Below are 14,983 nucleotides of genomic sequence, written 5' to 3' on the forward strand. Positions count from 1 at the left end.
CTTTTTTATACAAGTGAGGGGAATAAGTACCTTTGCTGTAGTCTTTAATGGCATAAGCCAATGCTGCCAGATTAATGAGATACGCATGTGTCCAGCAACATAGTGAAGAAGACTGTGGTGCCGCCTGTCTTGCGACGATCGCCAAACACTATGGACGCACACTTTCGATCAGCCGCATTCGAGAAGCCGTTGGCACAGGACAGCTCGGTACAACCCTGCTGGGACTGCGACGCGGCGCAGAAAGCCTGGGTTTTGATGCGCGTCCGGTCAAAGCGTCACCCGAACTGATTGATCACCTAGAGGAGGCACCGCTGCCTGCGGTCATTCACTGGAAGGGCTATCACTGGGTGGTGCTGCACGGGCGAAAAGGCAAGCGCTATGTGGTGGCCGATCCGGGCGTGGGCATCCGCTACCTGTCGCGCCAGGAATTGACTGAAGCCTGGGCAAATGGCGTCATGCTGCTGCTGGTACCGGATGAGGCGCGTTTTTATGCTCAGCCCAGCGATCGGATTAAAGGCTTTACGCGTTTTTTGCGGCGAGCCTGGTCGTATCGCAGTGTTTTGGGTGAAGCGCTGTTGCTGAACCTCGTCGTGGGACTGCTTTCCCTGGCGCTGCCGCTGGTGGTGCAGATTCTCACCGATGAGGTGCTGGTGCAGGGAGACGTACAGTTGCTTACGAGGGTAGCTGTAGGTGCGATCGCACTTATTACCTTCAGTAGTGCACTGCGCGCCATCCAGTCCAATCTGATTGCTCACTTTGCTCAGCGGCTAGAACTGGGACTGGTGCTAGACTTCGGTCGCCAGATGCTGCGCTTGCCATTGGGCTACTACGAATCCCATCGCAGCGGTGAAATTGTCAGTCGGCTGCGGGATATTCGCGAGGTGAATCTGCTGGTGTCACAGGTAGTGGTTAGCCTGCCGAGCGAAACGTTCATTGCGCTGGTGTCCCTCGTCATCATGCTGGTGTATAGCTGGCGGTTGACGCTGGCGGCTCTGGCTATTGTCTTTTTTGTCTCGCTGCCGACGCTGCTGCTGCTGCCCATGCTCCAGCGCAAGACCCGTGATGTCCTCGTCACCGAATCGGAAAATCAGGGCATTTTGGTAGAAACCTTTAAAGGTGCGCTGACCCTGAAAACCACCCACGCCGCACCACAGGCTTGGGATGAGCTACAGGCACGCTTTGGTCGCTTAGCTAATGTTACGTTTCGTACCGTGCAAATTGGCATTTTGAATGGGGTAACGTCCAACTTGGTGTCGGGTGTAGGTGCGATCGCAATTCTCTGGTTTGGCGGTTGGCTGGTGATTCAGCAGACGCTCACGATTGGCCAGCTTTTGGCGTTTAATGCCCTGTATCGCAATTTCACCCTGTTCACGAATACGGTAATTAACTTTGTCGATGAGTTTGCCCGCGCCAAAACCGCCATGCAGCGACTGGGCGATATCATTGACGTGACGCCAGAAGTGGCCGAGGATAGCCCTAAACCCTGGGCCGCTCTGGCCGCCGATGCTGATATTGTCTGCACTGACTTGAACTTTCACCATGCGGGACGGGTGAATTTACTGAAGGATTTTTCCTTGACGATTCCGGGCGGTCAGGTGACGGCGCTGATTGGTAAGTCTGGCTGCGGCAAGAGTACGCTGGCGAAACTGATTGCCAGCTTGTATCCACTCCAGTCCGGCAATATTCGCTTTGGTTTGTATAACCAGGCCGATCTAGCGCTGGATTGTCTGCGCCAGCAGGTCGTACTGGTGCCGCAGGAGCCGCACTTCTGGAGCCGTTCCATTCTGGAAAACTTCCGGCTCAGCTATCCCTACGCCAGCTTCGAGCAGATTGTCACCGCCTGCCAAATTGCCGGAGCGGACGAGTTTATCAGCCAGCTACCGGATAAATATCAAACCGTCCTGGGCGAATTTGGCGCTAATTTATCAGGCGGACAAAAACAGCGACTTGCGATCGCACGGGCCATTGTCACCAATCCACCCATTCTGATCCTGGATGAATCGACGGGCGCACTTGATCCGATTAGCGAAACGCAAGTACTCAATCAGCTTTTGCAGCATCGCCAAGGCAAAACCACCCTGATGATCAGCCATCGGCCCCGCGTCATTCAGCGAGCCGACTGGATTGTGCTGCTTGAACATGGCGAACTAAAGCTCACGGGGACTCCAGCAGAATTAAGTCAGTTACCTGGTGAACACCTGAACTTTGTAAGTGGCCTGTAAACGGCTGAGCAAATAATCGCCTGACTTGACGGGTGGATACTTGGGCGGATTATCCTCACTCTGACAGGTGGGCAAGCAAACGATTTCCGCCTCTGCATCCGGCTGACAGAAGAAGGCAATGGAGTAGCGATCGCACATCGCCTTTTCTGCGGATGGTAGGCCAACCCGATGCTTAGTGGAGCGAAATACATCATTGCTCCAGCGCTCCATTAAATCCCCCGTATTAATCAGAATCGCACCGGGCACCGACGGCGCAGAAATCCACTCACCCTGGCTGTTCAAAACCTCCAGTCCACCCACATCGTCCTGAAATAGTAGGGTTAGTGTGCCGTAATCAGAATGCGCTCCGGCCCGAATCTGTCCGGGTTTGGGCGGCGCAGCAAGGGGGGGATAGTGCAGCAGCCGCAGCGTGTAATTATGGGTAGCGTGCTTCTCGACCATGAACTCGGCAGACATCGAAAGCGCGATCGCAAAGGCGCGAAAGATCCGTTCCACTCCCGCTGCACAACTGTCAAAAAACTCAGTCATGACAGCTCGAAATCTGTCTTGCTTCTCTGGCCAGCGATTCAGCACCAACTCAGCCCCAGTGGTCTCGGCCTCTTCTGGCGTCACCTCTCGACCCATATTAAAGGCTTCTTTCAGGTCTCCAGGTTGGGTTTCGTCCAGACGTTCCCGCTCAATACCGACGTAGCCCCGATTGCTAACCTCACTTGACCAAGCAATCTGCTGCTTTTCGGCCAGTGGCAGCGCAAAAAACTGCTTTGACTGGTCAAAGGCTTGCTCAATCGCGGATTGCGGAATGCCGTGATGGGTTAAATACAGAAATCCAACGTCACGACCAGCACGATAAATCTCTGCGGCAACTCGCTGCTGCCCAGCCGGGTCATCCGCCAAAAACGGCGAAAAGTCAATCAGCGGAATATTACCCTGCGTCTCCATTGGCATAAACCAACCTCACAACGTCATCATCTGCCGCTCGCGTGGTGTGAAGTCAGACAGCAATCCGAATCACGACTGACTTTACGACCACCGAGTAACCAACGAATAACGACCAGCAAATAACTACGTCCGTATCACACGCCACGGTTCCCTACAAAATTTGCTGTCGCGCAGGTTAATCTTCATCGACAACCTGAGCAATTTCTTCCAGATCACAACCGAGCGCATCGCACAGTCGATTCATTTCATGGATTTTGAGTGTCGGCACTGACAGCCCTAGCGTCCAGCGATTAACAGCCGCTTTCGTAATTCCAATTCTTCGTGCTAGCTCAGCTTGAGTGATTTCTCTAGCCTTCAACGTTTCAACTAGCCATTGGCTAAATTTCATGGAACAACAACCAACTCTATAAAGACAAATAGAAATATTCCCTGATTGGGGGCATTGTGGCAAGCAGTAGGCGTAAAACATAGCGATCTTTTTACCAAATACCAAAGGTGCGATCGCATCTGCTCACAGCTTTTGTCATTTCTGATGTTATTTCTGAATTTTGGCTGAGAACAGCGCTCAGGTTTCTCATCTATACCTTAAGCAACCTTCAGATCAGGTTCAGAGGCCGTTCAGACTATCCGGGCACGATAGATATCAAAGCAAAGTAAACAACTGATTTCTTCAATTTCTTCAAGGAGCCCCCACTATGCAACTCACCTATCGCGGCCAAGCTTACCAATCCTCTTCTGTCGTTCTGCCAACCATCATTGCTGAGCAAGACATGTCCGTTACCTATCGCGGAGTTACGACCACTGCTAAGCGGTACGAATTCAAAGCCGCTACTTTGGATCATCCCAATTGGCGCACCATGCGATTTATGGGTAAGCGCTATACAGCAGCCCCATCGCTCAGCCTGGTGTAATTCCCCGCTGCCTGACTTATATCAAGTTCGGTTGAAAACCCATGATTTATTTTTTGTGAAACGCTTGCTCCGCAAACATTTCACAAAAAAATTGGGTTCTTACACGCGGACTTGATATTAACTCCCATCTTGCACCGAAACCCACTGGCACCCATCATATGATGGGTGTTTTTTTGCCAGAAAAAAGCCCGCCACATGGCACGCAGCGGCGAGCGGATGTCCAAACTTTCTTCTGGTTTCATTGTGCCCACACCCAATCGCAAAATTTATGTTGCGTAGCATGAAGACAACACGTCTAAGCGCATGAGGGGAACTGGATCAATCAGCGAACGGACTTCAGCCCATACTTTTTGCATTCCATCCCACTCCACTGAAACGATGGAGTGATGACCCAGATCTCCAAGCGCACAAGCGAGGGCACAAGCTTTGGCTTGCTCACCTGATGAATACTCTGCAATCAACTTATACAGCCCATCTGACATAACGGCTCCCCGATAAATCACTCCATCAGCAAAGAAGTTGAATTCACTAATGGCAGAGCAGGAAAGAATACGAAGTTTAGACATATGGGTCGTTCCAGTAAAATCGCTTGATCGGCATAAACCAATCAAGTGTATAGATAAAAGTATATATAAATACCAATTGAATTTAGATATTAATTCTTTGAAGAAAGTTAAGTATAGTTTAAAGCTGCTCTATATTTCGCATCGGCATGCTTAGCGCAGTGAGCCGAAGTACGAGGGCACCGTCCAATGCTCAAATGTTTGGGGGAAAAGAATGCTACGCATCGTAAATCAAGCTTGATGAAATGAACAATGAGTCAGGTGGCCAAATTTGAACCGAGTACCGACGCGGGCATCAAATGTGCGATCGCTAAATGTTTGCCACAGCGCACTGATCGCTTGTGGGCCAGTGCAGTGATTGGCCCCAATCAGTTGAACGTCATATCGTTGCAGGTGTTCGACTGTGGCCCGAATCCGTTTCCGACTGGTGTTGATGAGATACTACGAGAACTGTGGCAAACCAGGCGTTGTTGCAACTTAGTCAAACATGTTTAATCAGCTATATAGCTAAATAGTGACCGATAGCAAGTTCCTTATATAGTGATTCCAGTTAAGAGTGAGAGAGCGAGAGAGGAGAGTGCCTCAGGATGAGGCACTCTCCTCTCTCGCTCTTATCTAGAACCGCTATACAATCAATGAGCAGCACAAGACAAGAGGTGATGACCAAAGTCATGGGTGCGATCGTGACTTTTGCCGCCTCCCAATCGGGTGGTGCATTTTCTAAGCTTGAACAGTTCACACAGCTGAAAAGCTTATTCATCAGAAATTTAGCCCCTATGAACAAAAAACACGGTTCAGTCGGTTCTACTTTCTCTAAGATCAAGCGCCGAAAAATGTTGGGCTTCATCAGTGGAACTGCCGTTGTATCGCTGCTCGGCTGCCAGCGTCAGCAGTCCACTGCCCCACAACCTGCCATTGCCCAAACCAAATCCCAGACCGTAGCGCAGGCAACAGATTTGCCTACCTGTGTGGTTAAACCTCAGCAAACAGAAGGCCCCTATTTTGTAGACGAGGCTCTGAACCGCTCCGATATCCGAGCAGGTAAAGCGGGTGTTCCGCTCAAGCTAGTTCTGCGGGTATTTCAAGTGAATGCGGGTGCTTGCAGCCCCCTGCCAGGAGCCGTCATCGATATTTGGCACTGCGACGCGGAGGGTATGTATTCTGATGTGCGCGATCGCAGTTTCGATACGGTCGGCCAGACGTTTTTGCGTGGTTCGCAGGTGACGGATACAAACGGCACCGTTGAATTTGTGACGATCTATCCAGGGTGGTATCGGGGACGAACCGCTCATATCCATTTCAAAATTCGCGGTGATGCAGCGGCTCAGCAGGGCTTCGAGTTTACATCGCAGCTTTACTTTGACGATGCTCTCAGCGATCAGGTTTATGTGCAGGCTCCCTACAACAATCGGGGACAGCAAGATACTAAAAATAACCGCGATCGCATTTTCCAAGACGGCGGCGATCAGCTTACACTGCAGCTCACTCCGACTGAGGAGGGCTATATTAGCACCTTTGATATCGGCCTAGATGTGGCATAAACGCTCACCACCAATTCTCCAATTTGACGCTAAATAGAGGATAAATAGAGACCGATATCACTGAAGTCCCACAAACAAGCCGCTATATTCAGTAGGTAAATAATACTAAAGAGCTCTGACTACAATTGGCGGCAATGATTGAATGATTGAGCTTCCAGGATATCGTATCTTCGAACAACTCCATGCTGGCCTCAAAAGCGTGGTTTACCGGGGTGAGTGCGTTTCCAACTCTCAGGTAGTTGCGATTAAAATTCTGCGCAATGAGCGCCCATCGTTCAGCGACCTAGTGCAGTTTCGCAATCAGTTTGTGATCGCCCGCTTATTAAACCTGCCGGAGGTCGTTCAACCCCATCAGTTGCTGCCCTATGGCAACGGCTATGCGCTGGTTATGGAGCATTTCGGCGGTATTTCTCTAAAGGAATGGATAGAACACCGTCGCACCAGCGACCCAGAGCCAATTTCCTTGAACGAGATACTTGCGATCGCACTTCAGCTCACCGAGGCGCTGAATGGGTTATTCCACAGCCGCGTTATTCATAAAGACCTGAAGCCCAGCAATATTTTGATTCATACCGCCACCCAGCAGGTAAAGCTGACGGATTTCAGTATCGCTTCTCGCCTGCCTCGGGAAACGACAGTGGTAAAAACGGCGGGTCGGATGGAAGGCACGCTGGCCTATCTGTCGCCGGAGCAAACCGGACGGATGAATCGGGGGATTGACTACCGCACGGACTATTATTCTCTGGGCATAACCCTCTATGAGTTGCTGACGGGTCGCCTGCCGTTTACCGCCAGTACGGCAATGGAGATGGTGTACTGCCACATGGCCAAACAGCCGCCGCCACTCCAGCAGTTTAATCCAGCCGTACCGGAGGCTCTGGCCGCCATTGTCTATAAGCTGATGGCTAAAAATCCCGAAGATCGCTACCAAAGCGCATTGGGATTAAAGCATGATCTGGAGATCTGCCGATCGCAACTGGCAACGATGGGGACGATTGTGCCGTTTACCCTCGGCCAGCGCGACATTAGCGATCGCTTTTTGATTCCGGAAAAGCTGTACGGGCGGGAAGCGGAAGTTGCTGCTCTGCTAGCTGCATTTGACCGTGTGGCAGAAAGTGGGCAAACGCTAGTCGAGTCTTCTGAGGCATTGGTCGAACGACCAGTTGAGTTGTCGGTGATGAATGCGCCATCACCATTTGCTGCTCAATCGACAGCTCAAAGTCTCGACTTTGCACCCGCGTCTGCCCAGGCTGAACGTTCTGCAGCGACGCGCCAAGCTGGGAATTTGGCCACCGTTGCCCATACTGAGCTGATCCTAGTCACGGGCTACTCCGGCGTCGGCAAGACAGCGGTGGTAAATGAAGTGCAAAAGCCGATTGTGCGGCAGCGTGGCTATTTCATTCAGGGTAAGTTTGACCAGTTCAACCGTAATATTCCGTTTTCGGGCTTTTTGGCGGCGCTGCGCGACCTGATGGGGCAGTTGCTCAGCGAATCCGAACCGCAGCTCCAGCGGTGGCGCAGTTGGATTCTGCAAGCCGTGGGCCACAGCGGCCAGCTACTCATTGAGGTGATTCCTGAATTGGAGCAGGTGATTGGCTCCCAGCCACCGATCGTCGCTCTGGCAGGCAATGCCGCCCAAAACCGCTTTAACCTGGTGTTTCAAAAATTCCTGCAGGTCTTTGCGGCGGCGAATCATCCGCTGGTGATTTTCCTAGACGACTTGCAGTGGGCGGATTTGGCCTCGCTCGAACTGATCAATCTGCTGATGGGGGATATGCGCTGTCACCACCTGCTGCTGATTGGCGCATATCGCGATCATGAAGTATCTGCCGTTCACCCGCTGATGCTGACGCTAGAAAATCTGCAGCAAGGCGGAGCCACCGTCAATACGATTAAGCTGGCTCCCCTGTCGATCACTAGCCTCAATCAGCTCGTTGGCGATACGCTGTCCTGTAGTTTGGAGCTGGCCGAGCCGTTAGCCACCCTGATTCATCAAAAGACCCAGGGCAATCCCTTCTTTGCTACCCAGTTTTTGCAAGCCCTCTACCAGGATCAGACCATTACCTTCGAGCCAAATCAAGGCTACTGGCAATGCGACCTGGTGCGGGTGCGGGAAGCGGCACTGACCGAGGGCGTTGTGGCATTTATGGCGCAGCAGCTCCAGAAGCTGGCATCCCATACGCAAACCATGCTGAAGCTGGCAGCCTGCATTGGCAGTCAGTTTGACTTAGCAACGTTGGCGATTGTATCCGAGCAAACTGAAACCGAAACTGCGATCGCACTTTGGCCCGCCTTAGAAATGGGCTTGGTGCTACCCGAAAGTGATATTTACGCCTTCTACTGCGATCAAGCCGAAGCCTGGAACCGGGATTTGCCGCCGCTGAGCGCCCCGGATTTGACCTATAAGTTTTTGCACGACCGGATTCAGCAGGCTGCTTACTCCCTAATTCCCGCCGATCAGAAACAGCAGACCCACCTGACGATCGGTCAACTGCTGCTCCACAAATCGTCTCCCAGTCAGCGGCAAGGGCATTTATTTGCCATTGTTAACCATTTGAATATGGGCCGAGCGCTGATCACCGATGCGGCTGAGCGTTCAGAACTGGCTCAGCTCAACCTCCAGGCTGGCCAGAAGGCTAAAGCTGCAACCGCTTATCGTGCTGCAGTTGACTATCTCAGCCAGGGCATTGACCTGCTGGCGGCAGACCCCTGGGAACATCAATATGAGCTGACGCTGGCGCTGCATCAGGAGATCACCGAGGCCACTTACCTCAGCACCGACTTTGAGCAAATGGAACAGTGGGCCGCCATTGTTCTAGAACAAGCTCATACGCTGCTAGAGACGGTGCCGATTTACGAAACGAAGCTACTAGCGGATCGGGCGCAGGGCAATTACTTAGCCGCTGTGCAGACGGGGCGACAGGTGCTGCAAACGCTGGGGGTGGAATTTCCTGACCTGCCGACAGGCTCTGAAATTCAGCATGCCTTTGCCGAGACACACCAGCTCTGGGCAGGGCGGGAGCCGCTGAGCCTGCTGACGCTGCCGCCAATGACCGACAGCCAACGGCTAGCGGCCATGCAGATTATGACCAAGCTGACGGCTCCCACCTATCGGGCGCTGCCGACCTTGATGCCCCTGCTCATGACCAAGCAGGTGGAATTTTCCATTCGCTATGGCAACTGCCCAATCTCGATTTTTTCCTATGCGGGCTATGGGTTATCGCTGTGCAGCATGGGTGAGATTGATGCGGGCTATGGGTTTGGCCAACTGGCCCTCGGTCTACTGGCACAGCTTCAGGCCAAGACGGCTGAGAGTCGAGCCGGATACCTGGTGCATAACTTCGTCTCCCACTGGAAAGACCCGATTCGCACCAGCTTGCCCGCCTTTGTACAAGCCTACGAGAGCGGTCTGGAGACGGGCGATTTGGAGTGCGTGGTGCTAAATGCCCAAGCCTATTGCCACTATGCTTATTTTGCTGGACAGCCCCTAGCCGATCTGGGAACGGAAATGTCGGCTTATCGTCAAACCCTGCGGCAGTTCAAGCAGGTATCGCTGAAGTGTCTGGAAATTGTGCAGCAGGCGGTGCTAAACCTGGTTGGGGAAGGAGATACGCCCTGGCTGCTGACCGGGTCAGTCTATGACGCGATAAGCTCAGTACGATTTCACGAGGAACATTGCGATCGCACGTCGCTGTTTCACTACCACTTCAACCAAACCGTTCTTTACTACTGGTTTGGCCAGTATGAGCAGGCAGCACAGCAGGCTGAACAGGTCAATGCTTATTTAGATGGCGGTCGGGCCCAGTTTCCAATTGCCCTGTTTGCCTTCTACACAGCGCTGATTCAGCTCGCTCGCTATGCAGATCTGCCGCCAGAGCAGCAGCCTGCTATCTGGGAACAGATTGAACAGCAGCAGACCCAACTGCGCAACTGGGCTGACTTCGCGCCGTCCAACCATCAGCACCGCTGGCAGCTAATTGAGGCCGAAAAAGCCCGCATCAAAGGTCATACGCTAGAGGCAATGGACGCCTACGATCAGGCGATTGCCACCGCCGATAGGCATGGATTCCTACAGGACAAAGGACTAGCCAATGAACTGGCCGCCCGGTTTTATCTCAGTTGCAACCGACCCAAATTGGCTCTGCCCTATATGCATGAAGCCTACTATTGCTATGCCCACTGGGGCGCAAAGGCCAAAGTGGAGCAGCTAGAGCGACTCTATCCTGAATTGCTACAGGCAATACTGGCCCCCGCCTCCCTGGCTACGTCTGAGCAGGTGCGATCCGCCTTGGCCGATATCACCAGCAGCACCACGGATACGGCTCACCTGGATTTGGCTGCTGTCATTCGCGCTTCGCAGGCGATCTCGAAGGAACTGCTGCCGGATCAGCTGATTGTGACCTTAATGCAGCTGGTGCTGGAGAATGCAGGCGCAGAGAAAGGGTCGCTGATCTTGCGGCAGGATGAGCAGCTGGTGGTGGTGGCTCAGTGTATCAACGGCGAAACCTGTACGGTGCAGAAGTCGCTGCTGGAAGCCAGTGACAGCTTGCCCATTAGCCTGATCCAGCGGGTATCGCGCACAGCGGAAGCGCTGGTAATCGACAATATGCAGGCCGAGCTGCGCTTTGCCGCCGACCCCTACATCCAGCAGCAGGCTCCAAAGTCGGTACTCGGTCTGCCGCTGATCCATAAAAATCAGCTCATGGGAGTTCTCTATCTGGAAAATGGCCTGACTACTGGGGCGTTCACCTGCGATCGCATCCACGTGCTCAAAATTCTCTGCACCCAGGCAGCGATTTCCTTCGACAATGCCAATCTCTACAAGAGCCTACAGGCCACCAATGATAACCTGCAGCAGTCGCTGGAAGCATTGCAGTTAACCCAGTCCCAACTGCTGCAGGCGACCCAAAAACTGCAGCATGATGCCCTGCACGACGCTCTGACCAACTTGCCCAATCGTACCTGCTTCATGCAGATCCTGAATCACACGATTCAGGTCAACCATCGCCATCCGGAGCGGTTTTATGCCGTCCTGTTCATTGACCTCGATCGGTTTAAAAACATCAACGATAGCCTCGGGCACCTGATTGGGGATGAGTTCCTGAAACTGGCAGCTCAGCGGCTACAGAGCTGTGTGCGCCCTGCCGATGTGGTTGCCCGCTTTGGCGGCGATGAGTTTGCCGTTTTGCTGGAAGATTTGTCGGGGATTCAGGATGCCATAGCGGTTGCCCAGCGCATCCAGGATCAGTTTGGGCTGGCCTTTCGTACGCGGGACTATGAAGTGTTTTCCACCGCCAGCATCGGCATTACCTACAGTCTGTTGAAGTATCAGAAGGCCACTCATGTGCTGCGGGATGCGGACGTGGCGCTGTACCAGGCAAAAGCCAGAGGCCGCAATCAATGCGTGCTGTTTGATCCGGCCATGCAAAGACAGGTGACGCGCCGCTTACAAATCGAAGGAGAACTGCGACGTGCGATCGCAAATCAGGAATTTTGTCTTTACTATCAGCCAATTATGGCCCTCTCCACCGGACAAACTCGCGGTTTTGAAGCCCTGGTGCGCTGGCAGCACCCCACCCGTGGACTGGTCTCGCCCAATGAATTTATTGCGATCGCAGAAGAGACGGGACTGATTTGTCAGATTGGTGAATGGGTCATGGAAGCAGCCTGCCAACAGCTGACCCGTTGGTTGGCACAGGTATCCCAACCACTAACCATTAATATAAACCTGTCGGCCATCCAGCTCAAGCAGTCGAACCTGATGGAACGGTTAGTCAAGATTTTGCAGACGACCCAGGTGCCGCAAGAGTATTTGAAAATCGAAATTACGGAGAGCTGCATTCTCGAAACCTTTACCTCAGAAGCCCAAGCCCTAAAACAGCTCAAGGCTCTGGGTATTCGGCTCTGTATTGACGACTTTGGTACTGGCTACTCATCTCTCAGCCGCCTGCATGAGTTTCCCATTGATACGCTGAAAATCGATCGTTCCTTTGTGCAACGCCTCAATCAAAACTCGCTGGAAACCGTGCAAATGGTTATTACCCTGGCCCACAGTCTCAATATGGATGTGGTCGCAGAAGGCATTGAAACCGAAGCCGAGCTAGCCATCCTCCAGCAACTGGGCTGTGAACTTGGTCAGGGCTACTGGTATAGTCCTCCCCTTGATACGCAGCAGGCGAGCGCTTGGCTCGGTATTCGTGAATAGTATTGTATGGCAATACTCCGATCGGTTAGGACATATATTATTGGGAAAGCCGCGCAAAGCGCGGCTTTCCCAATAATATTGGCTTTGCTTAAGCGCGTGGCGCTATAGCTGTAGTCAGCTCTGTTAGGACACGGACATTTCTGTGACGTGGGAAGCCACGCCACAAAAACGCTCTCACCCCCATCAGGTAAAAGTTAGTAGATTAAAGTGCTGCTACTCATTTCCCAACAAGCCGCAAACTGGACCAGTTAATTCACCAAGTGCCACATCCGGGCCTTTTACAGCCACGTCAATGTTGCCTTCGGTCACATCACCTGACAGCGTTACAGAGAACACGCCATCGATGAATCCACCGCCTGGCTGCCATTTGATGCCGTTCAAACCAGCATTGGGGTCAGGGTTGACCATCTCACCATTGGGTGAGGCGCTGACAACACTGGCGCAGCTTGGCAACTCCAACACCCAGTTACTCAAATCTTGAGCAGTTGGCAGTTCCTCAACCCGGTAGCTCCAGGTGGAGGTGGTGCTGCTGTAAGACACATCCAAGAAGGTGACACGATACCCATTAGACAGAGTAACTACATCACCACTGGTTGCCGCGATTTCATCATCGGTCTCATTGGTCTCATCGGTTGCTTCAACCTCAGATTCCGAGTATGAGACGAGTTCAGCTGAGACATCGTCAGAATTTGAGGCTTCTTGAATTTGCTCAAAAGGACACTGCTGCACCGTATCAGAGGCTAAGCGAGTGCCTCGGAGTTCCCGGATGGCAACTTCCATTTCGCTCAGGCGGGCTTGCAGTCCGCAGTAGGCAATTTGATTAGATCGGAGTTCTGCCGCCACCAGTTGTTCGCGCTCCTCTAGCTGGCTGACTTCTAACCGAGTTGTTTCCCGTTGGGCTTCCAAGCTGGTGATGTCAGTACGCAAAACTGCGATCGCATCTTCTAAACTTAATCGCTCTGCCTCAAGCGTTTCCAGCGACGAGTTGGCTGTTTCAATCTCGATGCGGAGTGCTGCTAACCTGGTCTCTGTCTCTTCATATTCGGTCTCAAGGGACACCAAGCGGGCTTCAACTTCCTCAACTTCACTTTGAGAGCTGACCAAAATACTGTGCGACTCATCGATTTCTGCCCGCAGTGACACTAATTCAGCTTCAAGAGTCTCCTGCTCAGCCGTGAGAGCAACAAGTTCAGTTTCTGTCGATTCAATTTCTACCGCGATCTCAGCCAGCCGTTCTTCTGACTCTTCGATGTCAGCCTGGATGACAACGAGCTGTGACTGAGCTGTTTCAATCTCCGTTTGTAGACTGACTAACTGCACCTCCAGCGTTTCTTGCTCATTCCGCAGGATCACCAGTCGCTGCTCAGCCGTTTCAATCTCAGCCTGTACTGCTACAAGCTCAGCGCGATACTCCTCAACTTCGGACTGAGTTGCAGTCAGTTCTGCCTGCACTTCAACCAGTTCAGCTGCTAAACTCTCGCGCTCTAGACTTAGGGCTGCCAGTTCGGCTTCCGTCGCTTCAATCTCGGTTTGAATGGTTACCAGTTGAGCTTGAGTGGCTTCAATGTCAATTTGAATGGCTTCTTGCTGATCAAGTGCGGCTGAGTTTTCCAGGCGAAGCTGTGCGAGTTGAGTCTCCGTCGTTTCAATTTCCGACTGAAGGGCCAGCAATCGAGCTTGTTCAACTGCAAATTCGCCATCTTCAGTGGTCTCAAGCAGCGCTAATAATCCCGACACCTCAATATCATCTGGCTCCAGATCAGATGCCCGGCTCAATGCAACGATCGCCTCTTCATACTCTTCTAGCTGCAGCAGGGCAAACCCTTTCAGTTTCCACGCCTCTGCATAAGTCGCATTGACGGCAATCGCTCGATCACAGGCGGTAATAGCATCCCGATAGCGTTCTAACTTGTAAAAAGCTGTTGCTTGACTCACCAGCAGAGAAGCTGAGGATGAACTCGTCACCAATTGGTCATAAACAATCAGGGCTTCTTCATACTCCTCTAGCTCATACAGCAGGGTATCGCTAATCCGTCGAGGAATAACAGTTTGAATCAGCTCTTGCTCATAGCTTGAATCTGCGTCTAACACCAGTGTTTGTTGCCAAACCGCTACCGCTTCTTCATATCGCTCTAGGTTGTAGAGCGCATTGCCCTGTTCATAGAATGCTTGTAGGTAGAGCGGATTAACCTCTGCGGCTTGGGCAAAAGAGTCTACTGCCTCTGTATATTGACCGAGCTGGTTAAAACTTAAGCCTCGCCAAAACCAGGCTGTTGCCATTTCAGGCTGTAGGTTCAGAAGCTGATCTAAAAAGGTAATCGCCTCCTCGTAGTTCCCGACGGCTTGAGCCAGAATAATCTGTTGCCAAAGGCTGTCAATGGACGGCAATGATTGAGCGGTTAAGCTTGCGTCCACCGTGCTTTGATGTTCCACCTCTTCCAGGGCAAGCGCATTGACGCCTGCCATCGTGGACATCATGACTGTAGTTGCGGCAATCCCAATCCGAAGCGGTAGTTGTTTCATAGTGAATGAACGTGGTGAATAAACGTGAATGAAGTCGTAAACGATGTAGTTCGCATATCTTGCACCTTGCCAAGCAAGA

At 52.3% G+C, this 14,983-nt stretch carries 9 protein-coding genes; 5 read left to right on the top strand and 4 right to left on the bottom strand.

The window, feature by feature from the left end:
* Nucleotides 1-74 precede the first annotated feature (74 nt).
* Nucleotides 75-2,222 (top strand): peptidase domain-containing ABC transporter, encoded by a 2,148-nt coding sequence (locus AC286M_RS04505; protein ID WP_488203249.1) that lies wholly within the window; start codon nucleotides 75-77, stop codon nucleotides 2,220-2,222.
* On the opposite strand, the gene AC286M_RS04510 is transcribed toward AC286M_RS04505, so the two are convergent.
* Entirely contained in the window at nucleotides 2,184-3,167 is a 984-nt protein-coding gene (locus tag AC286M_RS04510) for an isopenicillin N synthase family dioxygenase (protein ID WP_488203250.1), read from the bottom strand. The two genes, AC286M_RS04505 and AC286M_RS04510, sit on opposite strands and share 39 nt — an antisense overlap.
* 169 nt (nucleotides 3,168-3,336) lie before the next feature.
* Nucleotides 3,337-3,549: a helix-turn-helix transcriptional regulator gene (locus tag AC286M_RS04515; protein WP_488203251.1), complete on the bottom strand. Its 213-nt coding sequence runs from the start codon at nucleotides 3,547-3,549 to the stop codon at nucleotides 3,337-3,339.
* Nucleotides 3,550-3,856: 307 nt separating this feature from the next.
* Between AC286M_RS04515 and AC286M_RS04520 the strand changes: the two genes are divergently transcribed.
* Nucleotides 3,857-4,072, top strand: coding sequence for a DUF4278 domain-containing protein (locus AC286M_RS04520; RefSeq protein ID WP_488203252.1), 216 nt, complete (start codon nucleotides 3,857-3,859; stop codon nucleotides 4,070-4,072).
* Between the two features lie 266 nt (nucleotides 4,073-4,338).
* Here the strand turns inward: AC286M_RS04520 and AC286M_RS04525 are convergent, their stop codons facing one another.
* On the bottom strand, nucleotides 4,339-4,638 hold the full coding sequence (locus tag AC286M_RS04525; RefSeq protein ID WP_488203253.1) for a hypothetical protein: 300 nt from the start codon (nucleotides 4,636-4,638) through the stop codon (nucleotides 4,339-4,341).
* A 249-nt stretch (nucleotides 4,639-4,887) separates the two neighbouring features.
* Here AC286M_RS04525 and AC286M_RS04530 point away from each other — a divergent pair, with 249 nt between their 5' ends.
* The 3 genes from AC286M_RS04530 to AC286M_RS04540 all read left to right on the top strand — a co-directional run bounded on the left by AC286M_RS04530 (nucleotide 4,888) and on the right by AC286M_RS04540 (nucleotide 12,381).
* Nucleotides 4,888-5,130 (top strand): hypothetical protein, encoded by a 243-nt coding sequence (locus AC286M_RS04530; RefSeq protein ID WP_488203254.1) that lies wholly within the window; start codon nucleotides 4,888-4,890, stop codon nucleotides 5,128-5,130.
* A 140-nt stretch (nucleotides 5,131-5,270) separates the two neighbouring features.
* Complete coding sequence (locus AC286M_RS04535) at nucleotides 5,271-6,176, top strand: intradiol ring-cleavage dioxygenase (RefSeq protein ID WP_488203255.1); 906 nt, start codon at nucleotides 5,271-5,273, stop codon at nucleotides 6,174-6,176.
* Between the two features lie 142 nt (nucleotides 6,177-6,318).
* Complete coding sequence (locus AC286M_RS04540; RefSeq protein WP_488203256.1) at nucleotides 6,319-12,381, top strand: EAL domain-containing protein; 6,063 nt, start codon at nucleotides 6,319-6,321, stop codon at nucleotides 12,379-12,381.
* A gap of 213 nt (nucleotides 12,382-12,594) precedes the next feature.
* Here AC286M_RS04540 and AC286M_RS04545 read toward each other — a convergent pair whose 3' ends face one another.
* The gene (locus AC286M_RS04545; RefSeq protein ID WP_488203257.1) at nucleotides 12,595-14,904 is read right to left on the bottom strand and encodes a tetratricopeptide repeat protein; all 2,310 of its coding nucleotides are present in this window, start codon (nucleotides 14,902-14,904) and stop codon (nucleotides 12,595-12,597) included.
* Nucleotides 14,905-14,983: the final 79 nt, after the last annotated feature.

It is taken from the genome of Thainema salinarum CENA647 (assembly GCF_057732415.1).